We start from the raw sequence: 21494 nt of genomic DNA, 5'->3' as shown, positions 1-21494 counted from the left end.
GAGGCGCAAGAAAACGGTGCTTCGGCACCGACAAGCGGTGAAATCGATCGCAGCATGGCCGGAGAACTCATGCCTGCATCGAATTTACGCGATCTTGAAGGGCGGATACTCAATCTGGGGGCCGTGCAGGGCACCCCGGTCTTGCTCAACCTGTGGGCGACCTGGTGCGCACCATGCGTGAAGGAGATGCCGCTGCTCGACGAGTTGGCCGGCGATTACGAAGGCAGAATGCGCGTCATCACCGCCAGCCAGGACATGGGCGGCGAGGAAAAGGTCGCTGGATTCTTCGCACAGAACCAGTTCGAGCATCTCGGTTCATGGATGGACCCGGACGCAGAATTGAGCTTCGCCCTTGGCGACACCGTGCTTCCCACGACCGTGCTTTACAATGCGTTGGGGCAGGAAGTTTGGCGCGTGCGAGGCGACTACGACTGGTCGAGCGAGGAAGCTCGTACCGCGATCGACGAAGCCTTGCGCTTCGAGTGAAATGGTGGGCGCTGACGGGCTCGAACCGCCGACCCTCTCGGTGTAAACGAGATGCTCTACCAACTGAGCTAAGCGCCCCAACCGGTGTCGGGAGAGCGCCACATAGCGTGCGTGACGGGAAAATCAATTGCCGCTATCGCGCTTTGTCATGACGACCAAGCTTACAGTCCTCGCCACAGGCGGCACCATCGCGGGAATCGCCGGATCGGCCATCGCCAAGGATTACCGCGCGGGCGAAATCGGGATCGACGATTACCTCGAAAAAGTCGGCGGATTGGGTCTCGAAGCCGAGTTGTCCGGCAGGCAAATCGCCAATATCGATTCGGCGGACATGGGGCCGGAGGTCTGGAATGCGCTCCACCCCGCAATCATGGAGGCGCTGGCCGTCAATTCATGCGCCGGTGTGATCGTCACCCACGGCACCGATACGCTGGAAGAAACCGCTTTCCTTCTCGACCTGACGTTGCCCGCCGATAAACCTGTAGTTGTTGTGGGCGCGATGCGGCCCGCCGATGCGGTTGGCTACGATGGCCTCAGAAATTTTGCCAATGCCGTGCGCGTCGCAAGCGATCCGAGTGCATCAGGGCGCGGAGTGCTGGTGGTCATGGGCGACCGCGTGTTCGCGGCGCGCGATGTTCGCAAGGTCAGGACACGCGGGACAGAGGCATTCCGCGGCTTCCCGCGCGAATCTATAGCTCTCGTAACACCGTCGAGTCTTGAATGGTTCGGTGCGCCATGGCGACAGGGTAGCGATGCTTCATTCGAATGGTCGGACAGCTTGCCGGAGGTCGCCATCCTATATGCCTACGCGGGCCTGCGCGCTGCCAGCGTCGAACGGCAGGTGGGGCAGGCGACGCGGGGAATCGTCGTGGCAGGCGTGGGTGAGGGCAACATGTCCGAGGAAATTCGCGAGGCGTTGAGGGCTCAGGCCAAGCGGGGTCTCCCCGTGGTACGTGCCAGCCGCGCCGACGAAGGTTTGGTCGATCGTGAGCCCGAGGACACGGAGAACGGCTTCGTCGCCGCGCGGGCGCTCAATCCGCAGAAGGCGCGCATCCTGTTGCAACTGCTGTTGGCGAACGGGATCACCGATCCCGCCGCCATCCAGCGCAAGTTCGACCGCCGCTAGCTCAGCCGTTCGGCGTAACGAGATATTTCTCGCCCGTTTTCATCCGGCGGTAGTCGAGGATCGCGTCCTTGGTCAGCATGCCTTCCAGGTCGACCCTGGTTTTGTAGTTGCTGGCAAAGGTTGTGGTCAGATTGTCGAGAACGCGCTTTCTCATCCGCATGACTGTTTCCATACCTGCATTCTGCAGGAACGGCGTCAGCAGCCAGCCCGACAAGGTCCAGCCGAAGCCATAGGCCGGCGTCAATGTGGTCGGGCCGAAATCGAGGCGGCCATAGATGAACATGCGCTTCTGCTGGTTGGAGCCATAGCGTGAATATTCGCTCATCTGCGAGACGGCGACCTGCTCCATCGCCTTGAAGCAACTATCGACCATCTGGCCGCCACCGATGGGATCGAAGCCATAGAAGGCACCCGTTTCCGCAATCGCGCCGCGCAGCTGGTCCATGAAATCTTCATCCGAGGAATTGACGACATGCTTCGCGCCCTGCGATTTCAGCAGTTCGGCCTGGTCATCCTTGCGAACGATGTTGACGAGGTCGATGCCGTCCTCGAGGCAGATGCGGTTGAGCATCTGGCCAAGGTTCGACGCGCCGACCGTGTGAAGGATCGCCTTCTGGCCATCGGCCTTGGCGTTCTCGACGAAGCCGAGCGCGGTCATCGGATTGACGAAGCTCGACGCCCCCGTTTCGGCGCTATGCTCGCCCAGCGGGAGAGACATGGCGGCATCGGCGATGGCATACTGGCTGAACGCATTTCCGGGGACACAGGCGACACGCTTTCCCATGAGCGCCCTCGCCATGTCGCTGTCACCCGTGGCAACCACCGTGCCCGCGCCTTCGTTACCTGCGGGAAGCTTCTGACCGTGGCGCGATTTCTGACCCGAATTGAACGGTTCGGGCATTTTGGCAACGACCTTGCCCGGCGAATATTCGGCATTTTCGAAATCTGCCGCTCCAGTGAGGATCGCGAGATCGGAAGGATTGATGGGGGCGGCTTCCATCTTGACCAATATCTGGTTGCCGGTCGGGTCGGGGAAGGTGACCTCCTCAATCGCGAGGGTTAGCGTCCCGTCGCTCGTCAGCGTGGTGAAAAGCTGCTTGCCGGTGGTCATTAGAGTTCCCTTTCGTTGCTTTACGAAACCTGTTTCCAAAGTTCGCTACGCCTCGGAAACGGGCTTGGCTAGGGTGCCGTTACGTCATGCATCTTCCGGATATGTCGCCTCGACGAAATAGAGGCCGTGGGGCGGCGCGTTGAGGCCGAGCGCCTGCCGATCTTTTGCTTCCAGCGCCTCGGCCACCCGCTCCTCGCCCCAGCGGCCCATTCCGACCAGCGCGAGGCAGCCGACCATCGAGCGGACCTGATGATGAAGGAAGCTGCGCGCGGCGGAGTGGATGCGCACTTCCTCGCCCTCTCGTTCGACATCCAGCAGGTCCAATGTCTTGACGGGACTTTGCGACTGGCAATGAACAGAGCGGAAGGTGGTAAAGTCGTGGAGGCCCACCAGCGCCTTGGCGGCGCGGTCCATCGCTTCATGGTCCAGCTCCTGTGGGACCTGCCACAGCCGGTTGCGCTCCAGCGTCAGCGGCGCACGGCGGTTGGCGATGCGGTAGACATAGCTGCGACCGGTGCAGGAAAACCGCGCGTGCCAGTCATCGGGCACGATCTCGCAATGTGTCACCGCGACCGGATCGGGGCGGACCTGCGAGTTCAGAGCTTCCATCAGGCGAAAGGGCGCGATGTCCTTCTCGATATCCATGTGGCTGCGCATGGCGAGCGCGTGGACGCCCGCATCGGTCCGGCCCGCGCTGTGGAGACGGACGTCCTCGCCCGTGACGCGATAGGCCGCATCCTCGAGTGATTGCTGCACGCTTGGCCCATTGTCTTGCCGCTGCAAACCAAAGAAGGGCGTTCCATCGAACTCTATGGTGAGCGCGAAGCGGGTCATTTGAGGCCCGCACCTTTCCCGATTGCATTGCCCCGCAGGAATTCCGCCCGGTCCATCGCGGGCTTGCCTGCGCGCTGCAGGCGGGTGGGGCGGATGGCTCCTTCTCCGCAAGCGATGGCCAGATCGCCATCGAGCACCGTGCCCGCTTCGCCCGAACCTTCCGCCAATTCGGCGCGCGTCACCTTCACGCGCAGCCCTTCCATCTCGAACCATGCGCCCGGGAAGGGGGAGAGGCCGTGGATATGGCGAACCACTTCCGCAGCAGGCCGCGACCAGTCGATCCGCGCTTCGGCCTTGTCGATCTTCTTCGCATAGGTCGCCGCTTCGTCGTCCTGTTCGACCGCATGCAGCGCATCGAGATCGATCAGCGTGCCGACCATCAGCTGTGCGCCCAGCTCGGCGAGTTCCTCGGTCAATTCGCCGGTGGTCTTGTCTTCGACCGGCGTGCGCACCGTGGCGAGCATCGGGCCGGTATCGAGCCCGGCTTCCATCTGCATGATCGTCACCCCGGTCACCTCGTCGCCTGCCATGATCGAGCGGTGGATCGGGGCCGCGCCGCGCCAGTGCGGCAGCAGCGAGGCATGGACGTTGAGACAGCCGCGTTTCGGCGCGTCGAGGATCGGTTGCGGCAGGATCAACCCATAGGCTGCCACTACTGCCACGTCCGCATCGAGTGCGGTGAACTTCTCCTGCTCCTCGGCCGATTTGAGCGAGGTGGGATGACGGACCTCGATACCGAGCCGCTCCGCCAGCTGATGAACTGGAGTTTTCGTCAGTTCCTTGCCTCGCCTTCCGCCGGGGCGGGGCGGCTGGGTGTAGACGCAGAACACCTCATGCGCCGCATCGACCAGCGCCTGCAGCGTCGGCACGGCAAATTCCGGCGATCCCATGAAAACAACGCGCAACCGATACCTCCATTCGCCCTGAGCTTGTCGAAGGGCCGTACTTCACTTCTTGTACAGCGCTATAAGAAAGTGCAGGGCTTCGACAAGCTCAGCCCGAACGGATTTCTAACAAAGCGCAATGGCCTCACAAGAAATCGAAACGCTCGCTTCGGCGTTGGCCCGCCTTCCCGGCCTCGGTCCCCGCAGCGCACGACGTGCCGTGCTGTGGCTGGTCAAGCGCCGCGAAAGCGCATTGCCCGCCTTGCTCGAAGCGCTCGCGACGGTTGGCGATACGCTGGTCGAATGCGGCACCTGCGGCAATGTCGATACCACCAATCCCTGCGGAATCTGCGCCGACCCGCGCCGTGACGGCAAGGGGCTGTGCGTGGTGGAGGATGTGGCCGATCTCTGGGCGCTCGACCGGGCGAAGCTATTCACGGGCAGGTACCACGTGCTCGGCGGCAAGCTGTCGGCGCTGGATGGCGTCCGGCCGGAAGACCTCAACATTGCCAGCCTGTTGTCGCGCGTGGAAGAGGGCGGGGTGGACGAGGTTGTCCTCGCCATGAATGCCACGCTCGAAGGGCAGACCACGGCGCATTACCTTGCCGAGCGGCTGGAGGACTTCCCCGTCCGCATCACCCAGCTCGCCCACGGCCTGCCGGTGGGCGGGGAACTGGATTACCTTGATGAAGGGACACTGGCACAGGCTTTGAGGGCTCGCAGACCGCTCGGCTAAGCGATCACTCTGACCGTCCCAAGTGGATTGAAAAACGCCGCTTCCGCGCCTATCTGACCCTCCATGGCTATCCGTGAAATCCTCGAAGTGCCGGATCCCCGGCTCAAGGTCGTGTCCGAACCCGTGACCGAATTCGACGACGTATTGCGTGAACTCGTCTCGGACATGTTCGAAACCATGTATGATGCGCCCGGTATCGGTCTCGCCGCAATCCAGGTCGGCGTACCCAAGCGCGTGCTGGTGATCGACCTGCAGCCCGAGGACGAAGATGCCGAGGGCGAAGTCTGCAACCACGGCGGGCACGAACATGTGCACTACCCGGTGAAGAAGGAGCCGCGGGTCTTCATAAACCCCGAGATTCTCGACCCGGCAGAAGAACTGGCGACCTATCAGGAGGGCTGCCTTTCGGTCCCCGACATCTTTGCCGATGTGGACCGTCCGGCGACCTGCCGTGTGCGCTATCAGGACCTTGAGGGCGAAGCGCATGAGGAAGATCTGGACGGCCTGATGGCGACCTGTCTCCAGCACGAGATGGATCACCTCGAAGGCATTCTCTTCATCGACCACCTCTCGCGCCTGAAGCGCAACATGGCGCTGAAGAAGCTGCGGAAGCTTCGCGAAGCCGCTTAGGCTTCCCAACACATTCCCGCTTTCGAAAAGGCGATTCGCGGTGAGCGGGTCGCCTTTTCCTTGTGCAAGTTGATCAAGGACATCCCGCGGCCTGCCTTGCCATAGGTAAAAGCGGTGACTGGCGGCGGCTGAGGATAAGAACGAACCGATGCGAAGCTCTCCCGGTGGATTGCTGTAGGAAAGGGGTGGCGTTCCGCATGTGTTCCGCCTAGCGTTGCGGCATGGAAATGGCTGTAATTGCGATTGTCGCGCTGCTGGTCGGAGCGGGCCTGGGATGGTTCGTGGGTTCGCGTCCCGTGGCTGAATGGAAGGCCAGAACTGGCGAGCGCGAGGCTGATGCACGCGCAGCCGAGGACAAGGTCAAGGAAATGACCCGCGATCTTGCAACAATGTCCGAACGCGCGGCCCGGTCCGACGATCTGGCAAGCAGGCTCGATGCCGTGCGCGAGGAGAACACGGCGCTGAAAGCACAGGCCGCCGGTTTCGAAGAGCAGAAACGCCTGCTCGAGGAAAGCCGCGCCAATCTGCTCAAGGAATTCGAGAATACCGGGGCCAAGGTGCTCGGCGCGGCGCAGGAAAAATTCCTGGAGCGCGCGAACGAGCGGTTCGGCCATTCGGAAAAGACTTCCGAGGCTAGGATCAGGGAATTGCTTCAGCCGGTGGGCGACCGGTTGAAGAAATACGAAGATCAGGTGGCTGCACTGGAGGAGAAACGCACCAATGCCTTTTCCTCGTTGGCCACGCAGATCGAACAGATGCGGCTGGGGCAGGAAGAGGTCCGGCGCGAGGCGCAGCGGCTCGGCAATTCGTTGACCAATGCCCCCAAGGCGCGCGGGCGCTGGGGTGAGCGCGCGCTACAGAACGTCCTCGAACAGTGCGGCCTCAGCGAACACACCGATTACATTCTCGAGCACTCGGTTTCGACCGACGAAGGCCGCTTGCGTCCCGATGCGATCGTCAATGTGCCGGGCCAGAAGAAACTGGTGATCGACGCCAAGGTCTCGCTCAATGCCTATCAGGAAGCGTTCGAGGCGGAGGATGACGGCGAGCGCAAGCGGCATCTCGACCTCCACGCCAAGTCGATGCGCAACCACGTCCAGACGCTTGGCAGCAAGGGCTACCAAAGCCAATTCGACGATGCGCCAGACTATGTCGTCATGTTCGTGCCGGGCGAACATTTCGTCGCCGCGGCGCTCGAACACGATCCCGAACTGTGGGATTTCGCCTTCCGCAACAAGGTGCTGCTGGCGACCCCAACCAATCTCGTCGCCATTGCGCGCACGGTCGCGCAGGTCTGGCGGCAAGACAAAATGGCCGACGAAGCTCGTGAAATCGGAAGAATGGGAGCCGAGCTATACGATAGGTTGCGCTCTGCTTCTGAGCATCTCAAACGTATGGGCGGCGGTCTCGAAAGTGCGGTAAAGAATTACAACAGCTTCGTCGGAAGTTTTGAGCGCAACGTCCTCTCTTCGGGTCGACGAATGGCAGAGAAGGGTGTTGAAGTCGGCAAGTCGGAGATACCAGATATCCCGCTGGTCGAAGGTACGCCGCGCTACAATGCCGATGACGCCGCGCAGATCGAAAGTTCGGCGGAAGACGGACGCGAAGCTGCGGAGTGATTGTGCTCTCGCTTTAGCCATTCGTAAACGATTCCGCCTTATCCGTTTACCAGCAGGATAAACACAATTCGGGTCTCGCAAACACATTGGGCAATACTGCCGGAGTGGGCGAATGGATCTACGCAGAGAAAAACGGTACTCGATCGCCGTGCCCGGGCGTTACCGCAAGGGCACCGGCGTGGGCTTCAATGTCGCGATCAAGGATCTTTCCGAATATGGCTGCCAGTTTTCCGATCTGGGCGGGCGTGTCCAGAAGGGGCATGAAATCACCATCCGGATCGGCAGCATCGGTCCGCTAACCGCGCGTGTGAAATGGATCGAGAAGCGGAAAGTCGGCGTTGAGTTCGAACAACCGCTCTATCCTTCAGTTCTCGAACATATCATTGTCGAAGGCGGAAAGAACGAAGCCGCAGCCATCGCAGCATTCGCCCAGCAACCGGACTGAGGCGCCACAGCGCACTTATCCGGGCATCGTGCCCGGGCGCACCAGCGGGAGCAGGTGCGACACGTAATCGACCTTGCCGAGTTCCACACCGCTGCTGCGCATGATCGCGTAGGCGGTCATCAGGTGGAAGTTGAACTGGGGCAGCGCCCAGTCGCGGACATATTGCTCGACCGTGAAATCGAAGACGATCCCGTTGGGCAGCGAATGCTCGATTGGATCGCCGGGTTCGAGTGACGTCGCATTGGCATCCTGCTTGTCCAGCCACGCAAGGCTTTCCGAGATATGGGCCTTTGCGTCCGCCAGGGTGCCCGGGGTTTCGCCTGCATTGCGGCCCTCTTCGAGCAGTGTGTCGACAACTGCGGGAAACGGCTTACCGTTCAGGCGCGAAATACCTTCCATGACCTGTACGCAGCAGAAACGCACCTGCGTCGACAGCGGGAACATGTCCGGTGCCAGCCGCTTCGCCATCAGCGCGTCGGCTTCCGGCTGCCCTAGCTGCGTTTGTGCCTTTTCGAGCCAGTTCGATAGCGCGCCGAGCATTTGGCGATAGGTCGGCAGCATCATGTCTGCGAGGGCGATGCCGGTTGGTGCGTTTATCAGGTCAATTCTCCATGCTGGCCAGGACTTCGTATCCCAGCACCGCAGCTGCCACCGCCGCATTCAGGCTGTCGGCCCGGCCCTTCATCGGCATGGTGACCCTGAGGTCGCATGCCATCTCATATTCTTCCGGAAGGCCGCGGCTCTCGTTGCCGACCATAACGAAGCAGGGAGCAGAATAGGGTGCGCCGCGATAGGGCCGGGCATCGCGCAGGCTGGCGGCGACAAGCTGGCCCCGATTCTCTTCTGCGCCCGTGCGCAGCCAGGTTTCGAACTCGCCCCATTCCGCCAAGGCGACTCGCTGGGTGAAGACGGCACCCATACTGGCGCGCACGGCCTCGACGCTGAAAGGATCGGCGCAATCGTCGATCAGTATAAGCCCGCCGGCACCGATGGCATCGCCGGTGCGCAGCATGGTCCCGAGATTGCCGGGATCGCGCAGCGCCTGGGCGACCAGCCATATATCGGCGCTGGAGCGATCGAGTTTGCCCAGCGAAGTATCGAATTCGGCGAAAACTCCGGCGACGGCCTGCGGATTGTCCTTGCCCGTGATCTTGGAAAGGATGACGGGCGAGGTCTCGATCACCTCTCCGCCGCTGTCCTCTACGGCATCTTCCAGCGCCGCGAGAAGCGGATGGGGATCGCGCCTGTCGGCGAGCACGAGCGTTTCGGGCACATGGCCGCACTCGCGCGCATCGGTGAGCAGCCGCAGTCCCTCGGCGAGGAACTTGCCCTCACGCTTGCGGTGCTTCTTTTCGCGCAGGGAGCGCAGCGCCTTGACCGTCGGATTGGAAAAACCGGTGATTACCCGGCGATGCGCGGCCATCTCAGGGTTCCCCGAAGCCGCCTTCGATCATTGCCGAAAGGTCGGCCATCACCGCATCGGCATTCTCGCCCTCGACGATGATTTCGATCGTATCGCCCTTGGCTGCGCCCAGCATCATCAGTCCGAGAATGGAGCCGCCAGCTGCTTCGTTCTTGCCCTTCGCGACCCGCACTTTGCAACTGTCGGGAAGTTCGGCGACCGCGCCGACGAACTTGGCGCTCGCGCGCGCATGAAGCCCGCGCTGGTTGACCACTTCGACCTGTTTGCGCGCCTCGCTCAACTTGCCTTCCGCGCGCTGTCTAGGTCCTGCCCGAGGAATTCGCTGGCAACGGTGATGTAATTGCGCCCCGCGGTCTGTGCGGCGTGCACGGCATCGACCACATTCATGCTTTTGCGTGCACCGGCCAACCGGATCAGCATCGGCAGATTGATCCCGGCGATGACTTCGATTCTCCCTGCATCAAGGAGGGAAATCGCAAGGTTCGAAGGGGTTCCCCCGAACAGGTCGGTGAGGATAATGGCGCCATCACCTGTGTCGACGGTGGAGATGGCATCGGCAATGTCCCTGCGCCGCTGCTCCATATCGTCGTTGGGGCCGATGCAGATGGTTGCCACACCTTCCTGGCTGCCGACGACATGCTCCATCGCGTCGATGAAGTGTTCGGCCAGTCTGCCATGGGTGACGAGGATCATTCCGATCATGCGTGAAGTGCGTCCGTTGCGCGTTCCGAAGGTTTCAGGCTCTTTTCTCAACCATCGCTTGGTGTGCGAATCTCAGCTGCGCTCGAGCGGGTCGGCGGGCCGGTTTCCCAAGTTCCGATGAACGACCGTGGGCGAAAATCCAGCCTCGCGCAAGACCTGCGCCGCCCGTTCCGCACTGTAAACCGAACGGTGTCTCCCCCCGGTACACCCGAAGGCAATGTTGAGATAGCCGCGATCCTGCGCGCCGTAGCGAGGCAGCAGTTCCAGCAAGGTCCGCGAAATCTGCGAGAAGGCCGGCGCGAAACCGGGGTCCCGTTCGATATGGTGGGCGACCGCAGCGTCGAGCCCGGTAAGCTCTCGCAATTCGGGTACCCAATGGGGATTGTCGAGAAAACGCATGTCGAACAGCAGGTCGGCCAGGGGGGGCAGGCCGCGCGCGAATCCGAAGCTCGAAATTGTGACCGTCATTTCGCGATCCCGGCTCTTGCCGAAGCGTTCGCGCATGACCTGCTGCAGCTGATTGGTCGCAAGCTCGCTCGTGTCGATCAGGATTTCCGCCCAGTTGCGCAGTGGTTCGAGCAATTCGCGTTCGGCCTTGATACCGCCCGCGACTGGCCGTTCGCGAGCCATGGGGTGGGGGCGGCGGGTCTCGTTGTAGCGGCGTTCGAGTTCGCCGTCAGAGCAGTCGATGAACAGGTGTGTCAGTTCGACATCGCTCTGGTCGGCCAATCCCTCGCATTGTTCGATGATATCGGCAGGCGCGAAGCCGCGGGTGCGCGAATCGAAGCCAATGGCGATGGGGGCCTGGCGCTCGGCCTCGGCGTCGACGAGGCTGGCCAGCAGGCGGAGCGGGAAGTTGTCGATGGCTTCCCAGCCGAGGTCTTCGAGCACCTGAAGGGCAGTGGTCTTGCCCGCCCCCGACATGCCGGTGACCAGCAGGATGCCCTGGATTGGCGGCTTTTCGCTCACTGTGCCGCTTCGCCGTCGTCGGTCCCAGCTTGCGGCACAGCCATGCCGTGCTTGCCGAGCGCAAATTCTGCCCGCAGTGCTTGCGTTGCATCGCCGGGGCGGAACAGGAGTACGGGCACGCCGACACCTCCCAGCGTCGTCTTGGCAAGTTCCATCGGATAGCGCGGGGCGAGAGTGGTCAGCTGGAGCACCAGCGCAATTGGGGCTTCGCAGGTCGGCAGTTCGACAAGGCCGACATTGCGCACTTCCAGCAGGCCGCGCGTCGTCTTCGGCGGGCAGGCTAGCGGGTGACCGTCCACCTCGTCGATGATCAGCCCGTCATCGCCGATCAGGGTCGCGCCGCGGTCGATCAGGGCTAGGGCGAGGGAGGATTTCCCCGCCCCGGATTCGCCTGCAATCAGCAATGCGCGGCCGTCTATGGCAACCGCGGTGACGTTGGGCAGTCTGGTCTTCATCGCGCAGCCGCCGGCAGATCGAGTACGAAACAGGCGCCGGTGCGCCCATCGGCGCGTCCTTCGACATGAAGGGTGCCGTCATGTGCATCGGCGATCGTGCGGCCGATTGCCAGACCGAGGCCGGAATGATTGCCGAAATCTTCGCTTTCGGGGCGGTCGGAGTGGAAACGGTGGAACACTTTCTCTCGCTTTTCCTCCGGTATGCCCGGACCTTCGTCGCAAATCGTCAGGATGACCCGCCCTTCGCGCCGGACGAGCTGGGCGTCAATAGTGCCATCTGCCGGGGAGAACGAGACTGCATTGTCGAGCAGGTTCTCGATGATGCGTTCGAGCCTTATGCCGACGCCCGGGACGACATGGCCTTCGCCCGTGAGTGAAATTGCCACCTTGCGTCCTTCGTTCTCTCCGCGCTCTTCCCTGCTTGCGATGGTGTGGCGCAGCAGTTCGGCCATGTCGACCTGCTCGAATTCGGTGCGCGACATCTCGGCGTCGATCCGGCTGGCGTCGGAGATTTCGGTCACGAGCCGGTCGATCCGGCGGACATCGTGAGTGGCTATTTCGATCAACTGGGCGCGCAGCTGGGGGTCCTCGACCTTGCCCAGCGATTCGGTCGCGCTGCGAAGGGAAGCGAGGGGATTCTTGATTTCGTGCGCCACGTCGGCGGCGAAGCTCTCCACGGCATCGATGCGGTGGCGCAGGGCTGCGGTCATGTCGGAAACGGCGCGGGCAAGCATGCCGATTTCGTCCCTCCTGTCGGGCAGGCGCGGGACCTCGACCTGCCGGTCACGCCCTTGGCGTACGCGTACGGCGGCCTGAACCAGTTCGCGCAGCGGGCGTACGATGGTCTGCGCGAGGAAGAAGCTCAGCAGGGTGGAAACCAGGAGAAACAGCAGGACGATCATCGCCACGGTCGTGCGCGCCTCGCGCACGGATTGCGTGATGTCGACCGGATTGCGGGTGATGAGCAATGTATCGCCGTCCAGCCCGACCGGTGCGGCGGCATTGATGACATGGGTACCATCGGGCGCATCGCGGAGCACGATTTGTGTCAGGCTTTCCTCACGCGCACGGACCAGCTCGGGCCATTCGTCGGCACGGTCGTATTCGGGCTGGCGATAGTCGGGCAGTGCGGGCGCGCCCACGACCCGGTCGAACCAGCGGTCCATCTGCAATGCGAAATCGGTCTGGTCGACTTCCGCGGGCTCCGGCAGGTCGAAGCTGGGAGGAGCGAGCTGGAAACTGTCGGATTCGAGGTTCCCATCCGGGCCGTAGACGCGGATACGCAGTCGCTGTTCCTTGCCGATCTGGATCAGCAGTGCCTCCTGCCGCTGCGGGGTGGCGCCAGCGAGTGCTTCGGCCGTGATCTGCGCCTCTACCAGTGCCAGCTTGAAGCGTTCGTCGAGTAGCTGCTTGCGGTAGCTATCGAGATAAAGAACCCCCCCGCCCAGAAGTACCAGTGGCAGGACGTTGACGAACAGGATGCGGCTGGTGAGCGAAAGCCGCCGCGACCAGCGCAGCTTTTCAAGCCGCGGATCGCCCCGAAGGACGCTGCGGGTTTCAGCCATCGCTGAAACTGTATCCCGCGCCGTAGAGCGTCTCGATCGCGGAAAACTCGCCGTCGACACTGCGGAACTTGCGGCGCATGCGCTTGACGTGGCTGTCCACCGTCCGGTCGTCGACGAACACGTCGTCCGGATAGGCGGCATCCATCAGCTGATTGCGGCTCTTGATAACGCCGGGGTGCAGCGCCAGCGCTTCCAGCAGGAGGAATTCCGTGACGGTGAGCGAGACCGGTTTGCCGTCCCAGACCACGTGGTGACGTGCCGGGTCCATGACCAGCCGTCCGCGTTCGATTACTTCGGCGGGCTTTTCGCCGGGCTCGATCGGCATTGGCCGCCGAGCGTCGCTCCGGCGCAGGATCGTGCGGATCCGGGCGAGCAGCAGGCGCAGGCTGAAGGGCTTGGCGATATAATCGTCCGCCCCCATCTGGAGGCCCGCTTCCTCGTCCTGTTCCTCGTCCTTGCTGGTGAGGAAGATGACGGGGAGGGGAGAATGTTCGCGCAGTCGGCGAAGCAGTTCCATTCCGTCCATCTTGGGCATCTTGATATCGAAGATGGCAAGATCGGGCGGATTGCCCAGCAGGGCCGACAACGCGGCTTCCCCATCGGAATAGACTCGTGTCGCAAACCCTTCGGCCTGCAGGGCGATCGAGACGGTGGTCAGGATATTGCGGTCATCGTCGACCAGCGCGATAACCGTGCGGTCATCGTCATTCGGCGTAGCGCCCTGTACGGCTTCACTTTCCATGGATCAGCCGGTTAACGCAGTTTTTCGGGCAAGACAACGCGAACAGGCGCATGGAAAGTGGAATCTATCGCCTGCTATTTGACGTTGCGGCAGGCTGGGACTATTGGCGGGGTCGAAGGGCGCGCATTCGTATGCGTGGCGATTCACGACACCGAACCCGCTTAATTTGCGCTGGAGATTTCAGTGACTACCGAGCTTTCCCACTCGCTTGCCGCGCAGGGCATCGAGACTGCTGCAACTATTCACCCCAACCTGACGTCGGAAGAATTGACCGCCGCCGCACTCGAACGCGGCGAAGGGCGCCGCGCGAAGCACGGTCCACTGGTCGTCGAAACCGGCAAGCACACCGGGCGCAGTGCGAAGGACAAGTTCATCGTCCGCAATGCCGAAACCGAAGACACGGTTTGGTGGGACAACAATGCTTCCATGACGCCGGAGCATTTCGCCGCGCTGAAAGAGGATTTCATGAAGGCGGTCGCCGACAAGGGCGAGCTGTTCGTGGCAGATCTTTTCGGCGGATCGCAGCCGGAATACCGCGTCAACGTGCGCGTCATCAACGAGCTTGCCTGGCACAACCAGTTCATCCGTACGCTGCTGGTGCGCCCGACTGCGGCCGAACTGCAAGGCTTCGTGCCCGAATACACGATCATCGACCTGCCCAGTTTCAAGGCCGATCCGGAGCGTCACGGCTGCCGCAGCGAGACGGTGATCGCAGTCAATCTGGAGGAAAAGTTGATCCTCATTGGCGGCACCAAATATGCCGGCGAAATGAAGAAAAGCGTCTTCGGCATCCTCAACTATCTCCTGCCGCCGCAGGGCGTGATGCCGATGCACTGTTCGGCCAACATCGGCCCGGACGGCAAGAGCGCGGTGTTCTTCGGCCTGTCCGGTACCGGCAAGACCACGCTGTCAGCCGATGCCAGCCGCACTCTGATCGGCGATGACGAACACGGCTGGTCGGACACGGCGGTCTTCAATTTCGAAGGTGGTTGCTACGCCAAGATGATCCGCCTCAATCCCGAGGCCGAGCCCGAAATCTACGCCACCACTCGCATGGAAAACACCGTGCTCGAAAACGTGGTCATGGACGAGAATGGCGAGATCGATCTCGACGACAACAGCCTCGCAGAAAACACCCGAGGTGCCTATCCGCTGTCCTCGATCCCGAACACCTCGGAAGAGAACATGGGCCCGCCGCCCAGCAATGTGATCATGCTTACCGCCGATGCCTTTGGCGTGCTGCCTCCGATCGCACGTCTCACGCCTGACCAGGCGATGTACCACTTCCTGTCGGGCTATACCGCCAAGGTCGCCGGGACCGAAATCGGCGTGACCGAGCCGGAAGCCACTTTCAGCACCTGCTTCGGTGCTCCTTTCATGCCGCGCCATCCGAGTGTCTACGGCAACCTCCTCAAGAAGCGCATTGCCGAAGGCGGCGCGCAGTGCTGGCTGGTCAATACCGGCTGGACCGGCGGAAAGTACGGCGTGGGCCAGCGCATGCCGATCAAGGCCACCCGTGCGCTGCTCAATGCCGCGCTCGAGGGCAGCCTGAACGACGCCGATTTCCGCAAGGACCCGAATTTCGGCTTCGAAGTGCCGGTCAGCGTTCCTGGCGTGGACAGCCAGATCCTCGATCCGCGTACAACCTGGGCGGACAAGGACGAATACGACCGTGCCGCGCAGAAGCTGGTGCAGCTGTTCGTCAACAATTTCGAACCCTTCGCTGCCCATGTGGACCAGGGCGTACGCGACGCGGCTCCCGAAGCCGCTTGACCATATAGCCCGCTCGATCGGGCAGAGAGTTGGAGAGGAGACCCCCGGCCGCGCTCACGAAGTGCGGACCGGGGGCTTTAATTTGTGCGCGAATGCTTCATCCTGCGCTCAGATGATCTTGGCCAAGGCAAGATGATGAAACTGCGCATTTCCCTGCTGGCCTTTGCCGCGCTCGCCTGCGCACCATCGTTTGCGCAGGAGGCTGCAACCCCGGCGACTTCGGCAGTCGAAGAGCAATATTCCGGTCCTACGGTCTATCGGGCCGAAATTGTCGCGACCTACCCGCACGATAGCGGCGCTTTCACTCAGGGGCTCCTCTGGCACGACGGCTCTCTTTTCGAAAGCACGGGCCAGGAAGGGCAGTCAGTCGTGCGAGAGGTCGATCTGGAAACCGGCGAGACGACGCAGGAACGCGCCATCCCGGCAGACCAGTTCGGCGAGGGCATCGCCCTGTGGGAAGACGAATTCGTCAGCCTGACCTGGCGGGACGGGGCGATTCATCGTTGGGATGCCGATACGCTCGAGCCCCTATCTTCGCGTGAAGACTATCCGCTCGAAGGGTGGGGGCTGACCTCATCCGCAGAAGGATTGATCCACTCTGACGGAAGCGCGACCTTGCGTGTGCTGGATCCTGAAACCTACGAAGTGCGCCGCACGATCGTGGTAACGCTAAACGGACGGCCCCTGCGCCGCCTCAACGAACTCGAGATGATCGACGGCCTGATCTACGCCAACGTCTGGCAGGCGCCCTTCATCGTGGCGATCGATCCAGCTGACGGAGCGGTAAAAAAGCTGATCGACCTGCGTGATCTTGTAGAGACAATACCGGTCACAGGCACTGACGCAGTCCTAAATGGCATCGCTTGGGACGCCGAGAACCGCCGCTTGTTCGTCACCGGCAAGCTGTGGCCGAAGCTTTACGAGATACGACTGGCGGAGACCGACGCCAAGGTAAATTGCATTAGTCCTTCGCTGCTTCATCGCCATCCTTGAGCTCCGCTGCCGCGGCAACCGCGTCCGAAAGTTCAGGTGACGAAGGATGCCAGGAAGTGCCTTCCGCCACCGGTTCCAGGGCTTCCAGATATTCTTTCGCCTGTCCGGCCAAAGGCCCGCCGTGCGGATTGGCAGCGAGCGGCTCTAGGGTGAACCTGGCAACATCGATCTTGCCCTCTTCGGCAAACATCATCGCAGTGTTTAATGCGAGGCCCTGATCGAAGGGTGCAAGCTGCGAGGCCCGTTCAAGCGCATGCCGCGCATTTTCACTCGGACGGACGCCGCGCTCGATAAAGCTGCGGTAATAGTAAATCAGCGGAAGCGGATGATCGTTTTCGATCTTGTTGAGCGCACTGAATGCCTCCATGGCCTCGGCATAGGCTGCTTCGACATCGTCAGCATCTTCAGCCTTTCGGAACAGCGCATAGCCTTTCTGGACATAGGCATTTGGACGCATCGGATCGATGGCGATTGCGCGGTCAGCCGCAGCGATCGCTTCATCATCATTGCCAGCATCGTATTCCGCTTCGGCGAGTGCTGTAAGCACGCCCGCATCACCGGGAAATTTTTCTGCGACTTCGCGCGCATCGACCAAGAGCTCTAGCGCCTGTTCCCGGGTAACGCCGCGCTGAGAAACAATGCGGACGTCCATCATCTCCGCCTCGCCTTCGGGAAGTTCACGCAGCGTTATCGGGCCATATGAAATTCTCTCAGGCGGGAGCTTGATATTGAACATTCTTCGTTGCCTGAGATAGCGTTCGATTTCCTTGTCGAGCCTGTCGATATCGCCGAAAGCTTCGTGCGCAGCCTCGAGCGAACTTTTCCCCCTCATCACAAGGCCCGAGTACTCGCCCAACTGGCCACTGCGCTCTTCGCTGAATGTCAGATAGTGATACAGGGCCCAGCTCATGCCGTAGAAAGCATCGTACCCTTTGCCTCGGCGCTGTTCGTATAGTTCCGCATCCAGCAGTTCGTGGACCGACACATCGTCGGCATGATGCAGTTCGCCTGCGCGGTGCATTGCGGGGCGACCGATCTGGACGCTGCCGTCCTTGTTGAACCCGGCCGACGCGAAGAATTCTGCCGCGCCTTCGCTCATCCAACGAGGCATCGCGTAGCGGAAACTGCCAATCAGGAAGTGATGCGCGTATTCGTGAAGCAGAATAATGGTCGAGAAGTCGGGATAACCGTTACTCCGATTGCGAATGTCCTGCACGAATGCGCGCGAGGCGCCCGCTCGCGGAACGTAGAACCCGGCGATCGTATCGCTGTCCGACCCCGCGAGCTTGCGGATATCGCGCTGGCTTCCGACCACGAAGATCGTCACGCGATTGGACGGACTTGGGGTCACTACGGAGCGACCGCTCACCAGCGCCATCGCCGAATGGTATTTTTCCAGATTCTCTGCGAACTCGCGAACGTCATTCTCGCTATCATCGGCATAAATAACGAAGTGTTCGCTACTCGCCTCGTACCATTTCGCCTGCACAGGCGAAGCAGCAGCGGCAATCATAGCCAGAAAAGCGACCCGCAATTTCATCCTCAACCCCCTTCAATGTCCGCATTACCATAGCAAGCAGATCGGATACTGAAAGGGGGTCAGAGTTAACTTCGCGTATTGGCGATATACCTGCCCACATTGCGTTCCATCACGTTCATCGGTGCGTTCCCGCCCAGGACCACAGCGTCGTTGAATGCCTTGAAGTCGTAAGCCGAGCCTAGCTCGCGTTGCGCGCGTTCGCGCTGCGATACGATGCGGCTGTGGCCGAGCTTGTAGCCGGTCGCCTGGCCGGGCCAGCTGCAGTAGCGATCGACTTCGCTCTGGACTTCCTCGGGCTTGGATCCGTTGCGTTCGATGAAGAACTGGCGGCCTTGCTGGCGGCTCCAGCCCTTGGAGTGGAGGCCAGTATCGACCACCATGCGGCAGGCACGGAAGGCGAGGCTCTGCAGGTAGCCGAGCTGGCCCACCTCGAAGCCGTCATATGCCCCAAGCTCGTCGGCGATCTGCTCACCATAAAGCGCCCAGCCTTCGCTGAACGGATTGAAGGCCAGGATCGAGCGGATGAGCGGCAGGCGGTTCGAATATTCGCCCTCCCAGACGTGGCCCGGGATGGTCTCATGATAGGTGAGATCGGCGAGATCGTATTTGCGGTGCAGGTCGGTGCTGCGCAGGTTGATCCAGAAGCGACCCGGAATTGTTCCGTCCTTGCTGCCCGCGCCGCCATAGGCGCCTGGAGCCCCGGCTTCCTCGGCGGGCGGTATCCGGACGACTTCAAGATTAGGATCGACCAGCGTGTTGAAGGCGCGCGGCATCTGCGCGCGGATCCATTCTATGCGCTCGTCGATGAATTCCATGATCTGTTCGCGGCCCGCATCGCCCTCGGCGAACTTGTAGCGCGGGTCTTCCGACAGAGCGGTCATGCGCTGGCCCACGCTGCCGTCGGTATAGCCGATCTTGCGCAGGATGGGGTCCATGCGCGCGTGAAGCCCCTCGAGTTCTGCCAGTCCTTGCCGGTGGACTTCATCGGGCGAGAGCGTGGTCGTGGTGCTGTTGCGCAGCGCCCAAGCGTAGAATTCATCGCCATTGGGACGCGCCGAAATGCCCGGATCACCGGTGGCGACTGCACGCTCGGCTTTCAGTTCGCCAAGCTGGCGCGAAAGGGCCTCGGCGATGGGCCCGGTCTCGAGTGCAAGGGCCCGGTCGGCGTGGGTTTCGGCCAGGCCTGCGTCTGCAAGCTTGCTGCGCAGGTCGGCGGCGAAAAGCTCGCCTTTGCCAGCGCTGGCGATGGTCTGCTCCATCTGTACGATCGTCTTGTCGAGCAGGAAGTCGGGCGGGACCACACCCATGCCGCGTGCGGATCGGATGCGGGCAAGTTCGCCGTCGAATGTCGCGGGAACCTGTTCGAGGCGATCGACATAGGCATCGGCATCGGCGGAAGTTTCGACCATGTGAGTCGACTGCATGAAGCGCGGCAGACCGATATATTCGCCGACATTCTGGATCACAGCATAGGGGGCCGTGCGCCAGTTGCCGACCGGCGTGTCACCATAGGGCAGGGCGAAGCCGTCCAGCGCAAGCTGGTAGGCGCTTTCGACTACCTCGATATTGGTGAGGTTTTCGCTGTCCAGCCCATCGCGCGGGAAAGCACGCAGTCGGGCAAGATCGCTCCTTAGCGTGTCGGCATAAGCCTGCTGGCCGGCGGGCGACTGGTCTTCCAGTCGGCTGCGCAGATAGGCATATTGCCCGGTGTCGACGCCCAGGCCGGTCGCGCGCTCGGGCTCATGCTCGAGCAAATTGTAGGCGATATCCTCCAGCAGCGCTTCCGCGCTCTGCCCACCGGCCTGGCGAGGCATGGTGGCGCAACCTGACAGGGTGAGGGCGGTGGTCGCACCAAGTCCGGCGAGGACCTGGCGGCGGCTGGCGTCGAAGCTGTATCTGTTCATGCGGGATGTGTGGGGGACCCGCCTAAACCTGTCAAATCAATCGAGATATTCGGGCGGGACCTTGCCGCCGCTCGCCGAAAGTTCGCGCATGGTGCGCTTGTGCAGCCAGACATTGTCTTCCGCATCGCCCGAATAATCCTCGCGGCCAAGCTCCTGTGCCAGCGCCTTGCGGTTTTCGTAGCTGGGATCGACGCCGATCAACTTCATCAGGTCGACGATGGAAGTGCGCCAGTTGAGACGATCCGCGCCGGGCATGGTATCGAGATGGTTCTCGACATCGATCATAGGCGCCGCCTCACGCTGTGTAGCTGGTTTTGCGGCAGGGGCAGTCGCGGGGGCCGGGTGCCTGTCGACGGGGGCCGCTTTTACTTCGGATTCCGTCCGAAAAATCGCGTCCTTGATGCTGCTGAAAATACCCATGATGTCGTTTTGCCTTTTATGGTTGCGACTGGTGCCGCATCGTTCCTCCCTCAACTCCGGTCGGGAAGCCGCGTTCCTGCGCTTCCCCGAATCGGCCCGGGGCGGCTAGGCTTGCCGAATGCTAGATGTTGTCCTGTCCATCGTCGTCCTTGCGGCAATAGCTCTCTTCTTCGGTGCCTTTTTTCTGTGGCGCCGCTCGGGTAACATGAAGAATGCCATGCTGATGGTGATCCTGGCGCTGGTGGCGCTGGTCAATGTGGCGATATGGACGGTGCCTGCCGCAGACGGGGAAGCCCCGCTCGAAAAGGTCGAACGGGGCTCGCAGTGACGAATACCCGAGGCGAAGTCAGTTGGGCAGTTGCCAGCGCACGGATGAGCTGAAGCTGCCCGCCACCGGTTCGCCATTGCTGCCCCGGGCAGGTTCGAAGCGGGCCCGGCGCTGGATCAGCGAACAAGTCGCCTGATCAAGCTCGGAATGCCCGGTCGAACCGGTGATCCGGCAGCCCGTAACCCTGCCCGTTGCGGCGATGTCGAGCCGGAAGCTTGCCACGCCGGTCAGTTCGCGTCGGGCCCAGGCCGACTTGTAATCCCGATCGCTGAGCCAATTGCCCGGATCGTTGCGCGGCTTGGCTGACACTGAATCGAATGTTGGCACTGGTGCCGGCGGTGCGGGAGGCTTCTCGCTGACGGGCCCGGGTTCTATGACCAGGGGACGATCCAAAGCCAATTCCGTCGAGTCGTAAGTCGGTTGAATCTGGTCGAAATCGAACTCCGGCTTGGGGATGATCACCGGCAACTCGGTTGTAACTTCTGGGCGCACATCCGGCTTTACTTCTGGTTCCGGGGGTTGGACTGGCTCGGGTGGCGGGGTAGGCCTCACATCCCAAGTGTCCAGAATCTCAGGAGGGTCGACAACTCCTCCTGCCACAGACAGGCCGGTGATGACCGCCGCACCTATGGCGGCCTGCACGATGATCGCACTGGCAATGCCCGTGGGGGACGGCCCTCTTTTCTGATCTACGAATGACATAGTCGGTTCCTCTTCCTTGCGACTCTTATTATTAGCGATGTTACAACATGACAAATTGCAAGCAAGGCTTTTCGCGTTTCGGAATGCAACCGAAGGAGTTTGCGCAC

General features: G+C 61.8%; 24 protein-coding genes and 1 tRNA gene. 9 read left to right on the top strand and 16 right to left on the bottom strand.

The annotated features are described in order from the left end of the window. The first annotated feature begins 69 nt into the window (after positions 1-69). Positions 70-486 carry a TlpA family protein disulfide reductase gene (locus GRI69_RS06220; RefSeq protein ID WP_237452968.1) on the top strand — a complete coding sequence of 139 codons (417 nt, stop codon included), beginning with the start codon at positions 70-72 and terminating at the stop codon, positions 484-486. Positions 487-488: 2 nt separating this feature from the next. Here the strand turns inward: GRI69_RS06220 and GRI69_RS06215 are convergent. Then, a tRNA-Val gene (locus GRI69_RS06215) sits at positions 489-564 on the bottom strand. Positions 565-634: 70 nt separating this feature from the next. Between GRI69_RS06215 and GRI69_RS06210 the strand changes: the two genes are divergently transcribed. Beyond that, positions 635-1612, top strand: coding sequence for an asparaginase (locus GRI69_RS06210; protein ID WP_160727390.1), 978 nt, complete (start codon positions 635-637; stop codon positions 1610-1612). A gap of 1 nt (position 1613) precedes the next feature. Here the strand turns inward: GRI69_RS06210 and GRI69_RS06205 are convergent, their stop codons facing one another. From GRI69_RS06205 to fmt, 3 genes are all read right to left on the bottom strand, one after another. Next, positions 1614-2723: a zinc-binding dehydrogenase gene (locus GRI69_RS06205; protein ID WP_160727389.1), complete on the bottom strand. Its 1110-nt coding sequence runs from the start codon at positions 2721-2723 to the stop codon at positions 1614-1616. An 84-nt stretch (positions 2724-2807) separates the two neighbouring features. Continuing rightward, the gene (gene truA, locus GRI69_RS06200; protein ID WP_160727388.1) at positions 2808-3557 is read right to left on the bottom strand and encodes a tRNA pseudouridine(38-40) synthase TruA; all 750 of its coding nucleotides are present in this window, start codon (positions 3555-3557) and stop codon (positions 2808-2810) included. Beyond that, entirely contained in the window at positions 3554-4462 is a 909-nt protein-coding gene (fmt, locus tag GRI69_RS06195; protein ID WP_160727387.1) for a methionyl-tRNA formyltransferase, read from the bottom strand. The genes truA and fmt overlap by 4 nt, the downstream gene beginning before the upstream one ends. A gap of 118 nt (positions 4463-4580) precedes the next feature. Here fmt and recR point away from each other — a divergent pair, with 118 nt between their 5' ends. The 4 genes from recR to GRI69_RS06175 all read left to right on the top strand — a co-directional run bounded on the left by recR (position 4581) and on the right by GRI69_RS06175 (position 7871). Continuing rightward, positions 4581-5177, top strand: coding sequence for a recombination mediator RecR (recR, locus tag GRI69_RS06190; protein WP_160727386.1), 597 nt, complete (start codon positions 4581-4583; stop codon positions 5175-5177). A 63-nt stretch (positions 5178-5240) separates the two neighbouring features. Further along, on the top strand, positions 5241-5807 hold the full coding sequence (locus GRI69_RS06185) for a peptide deformylase (protein WP_160727385.1): 567 nt from the start codon (positions 5241-5243) through the stop codon (positions 5805-5807). A 221-nt stretch (positions 5808-6028) separates the two neighbouring features. Beyond that, positions 6029-7426: a DNA recombination protein RmuC gene (locus GRI69_RS06180; protein WP_160727384.1), complete on the top strand. Its 1398-nt coding sequence runs from the start codon at positions 6029-6031 to the stop codon at positions 7424-7426. A 112-nt stretch (positions 7427-7538) separates the two neighbouring features. Then, on the top strand, positions 7539-7871 hold the full coding sequence (locus GRI69_RS06175; protein ID WP_160727383.1) for a PilZ domain-containing protein: 333 nt from the start codon (positions 7539-7541) through the stop codon (positions 7869-7871). A gap of 15 nt (positions 7872-7886) precedes the next feature. On the opposite strand, the gene GRI69_RS06170 is transcribed toward GRI69_RS06175, so the two are convergent. The 8 genes from GRI69_RS06170 to GRI69_RS06135 form a co-directional block, all read right to left on the bottom strand. After that, positions 7887-8450, bottom strand: a complete 564-nt coding sequence (locus GRI69_RS06170; RefSeq protein ID WP_160727505.1) for a DUF1993 family protein — start codon at positions 8448-8450, stop codon at positions 7887-7889. Positions 8451-8472: 22 nt separating this feature from the next. Beyond that, positions 8473-9294 carry a TrmH family RNA methyltransferase gene (locus tag GRI69_RS06165; protein WP_160727382.1) on the bottom strand — a complete coding sequence of 274 codons (822 nt, stop codon included), beginning with the start codon at positions 9292-9294 and terminating at the stop codon, positions 8473-8475. A 1-nt stretch (position 9295) separates the two neighbouring features. Then, positions 9296-9574 (bottom strand): HPr family phosphocarrier protein, encoded by a 279-nt coding sequence (locus tag GRI69_RS06160; RefSeq protein ID WP_160727381.1) that lies wholly within the window; start codon positions 9572-9574, stop codon positions 9296-9298. Further along, positions 9571-9996: a PTS sugar transporter subunit IIA gene (locus GRI69_RS06155; protein ID WP_160727380.1), complete on the bottom strand. Its 426-nt coding sequence runs from the start codon at positions 9994-9996 to the stop codon at positions 9571-9573. The genes GRI69_RS06160 and GRI69_RS06155 overlap by 4 nt, the downstream gene beginning before the upstream one ends. Positions 9997-10068: 72 nt before the next feature. Next, entirely contained in the window at positions 10069-10965 is an 897-nt protein-coding gene (rapZ, locus tag GRI69_RS06150) for an RNase adapter RapZ (protein ID WP_337191034.1), read from the bottom strand. Further along, positions 10962-11420 (bottom strand): HPr kinase/phosphorylase, encoded by a 459-nt coding sequence (locus GRI69_RS06145; protein ID WP_160727379.1) that lies wholly within the window; start codon positions 11418-11420, stop codon positions 10962-10964. Before GRI69_RS06145 ends, rapZ begins: the two co-directional genes overlap by 4 nt. Beyond that, entirely contained in the window at positions 11417-12985 is a 1569-nt protein-coding gene (locus GRI69_RS06140; RefSeq protein ID WP_160727378.1) for a sensor histidine kinase, read from the bottom strand. Before GRI69_RS06140 ends, GRI69_RS06145 begins: the two co-directional genes overlap by 4 nt. Beyond that, complete coding sequence (locus GRI69_RS06135; protein WP_160727377.1) at positions 12978-13727, bottom strand: response regulator transcription factor; 750 nt, start codon at positions 13725-13727, stop codon at positions 12978-12980. The genes GRI69_RS06140 and GRI69_RS06135 overlap by 8 nt, the downstream gene beginning before the upstream one ends. Before the next feature lie 183 nt (positions 13728-13910). Here GRI69_RS06135 and GRI69_RS06130 point away from each other — a divergent pair, with 183 nt between their 5' ends. Together GRI69_RS06130 and GRI69_RS06125 are read left to right on the top strand one after the other, a co-directional pair. Beyond that, on the top strand, positions 13911-15500 hold the full coding sequence (locus GRI69_RS06130; RefSeq protein WP_160727376.1) for a phosphoenolpyruvate carboxykinase: 1590 nt from the start codon (positions 13911-13913) through the stop codon (positions 15498-15500). A gap of 84 nt (positions 15501-15584) precedes the next feature. Continuing rightward, entirely contained in the window at positions 15585-16493 is a 909-nt protein-coding gene (locus GRI69_RS06125; protein ID WP_337191033.1) for a glutaminyl-peptide cyclotransferase, read from the top strand. Here the strand turns inward: GRI69_RS06125 and GRI69_RS06120 are convergent. From GRI69_RS06120 to GRI69_RS06110, 3 genes are all read right to left on the bottom strand, one after another. After that, the gene (locus GRI69_RS06120; RefSeq protein ID WP_160727375.1) at positions 16462-18033 is read right to left on the bottom strand and encodes a DUF1570 domain-containing protein; all 1572 of its coding nucleotides are present in this window, start codon (positions 18031-18033) and stop codon (positions 16462-16464) included. The genes GRI69_RS06125 and GRI69_RS06120 overlap by 32 nt on opposite strands. Positions 18034-18098: 65 nt before the next feature. Continuing rightward, positions 18099-19937: a DUF885 domain-containing protein gene (locus GRI69_RS06115; protein WP_160727374.1), complete on the bottom strand. Its 1839-nt coding sequence runs from the start codon at positions 19935-19937 to the stop codon at positions 18099-18101. Positions 19938-19973: 36 nt separating this feature from the next. Then, entirely contained in the window at positions 19974-20357 is a 384-nt protein-coding gene (locus tag GRI69_RS06110) for a DUF3597 domain-containing protein (RefSeq protein WP_160727373.1), read from the bottom strand. A 118-nt stretch (positions 20358-20475) separates the two neighbouring features. On the opposite strand from GRI69_RS06110, the gene GRI69_RS06105 reads away from it, so the two are divergent. Continuing rightward, positions 20476-20685, top strand: coding sequence for a hypothetical protein (locus GRI69_RS06105; protein WP_160727372.1), 210 nt, complete (start codon positions 20476-20478; stop codon positions 20683-20685). 18 nt (positions 20686-20703) lie between these two features. Here the strand turns inward: GRI69_RS06105 and GRI69_RS06100 are convergent, their stop codons facing one another. Continuing rightward, the gene (locus GRI69_RS06100; RefSeq protein WP_160727371.1) at positions 20704-21387 is read right to left on the bottom strand and encodes an energy transducer TonB; all 684 of its coding nucleotides are present in this window, start codon (positions 21385-21387) and stop codon (positions 20704-20706) included. Between the last annotated feature and the right edge of the window lie 107 nt (positions 21388-21494).

It is taken from the genome of Qipengyuania vulgaris, from assembly GCF_009827325.1.
Taxonomy (GTDB): Bacteria; Pseudomonadota; Alphaproteobacteria; order Sphingomonadales; family Sphingomonadaceae; genus Qipengyuania; species Qipengyuania vulgaris.
This window is presented reverse-complemented; position numbering and strand designations above follow the sequence as displayed.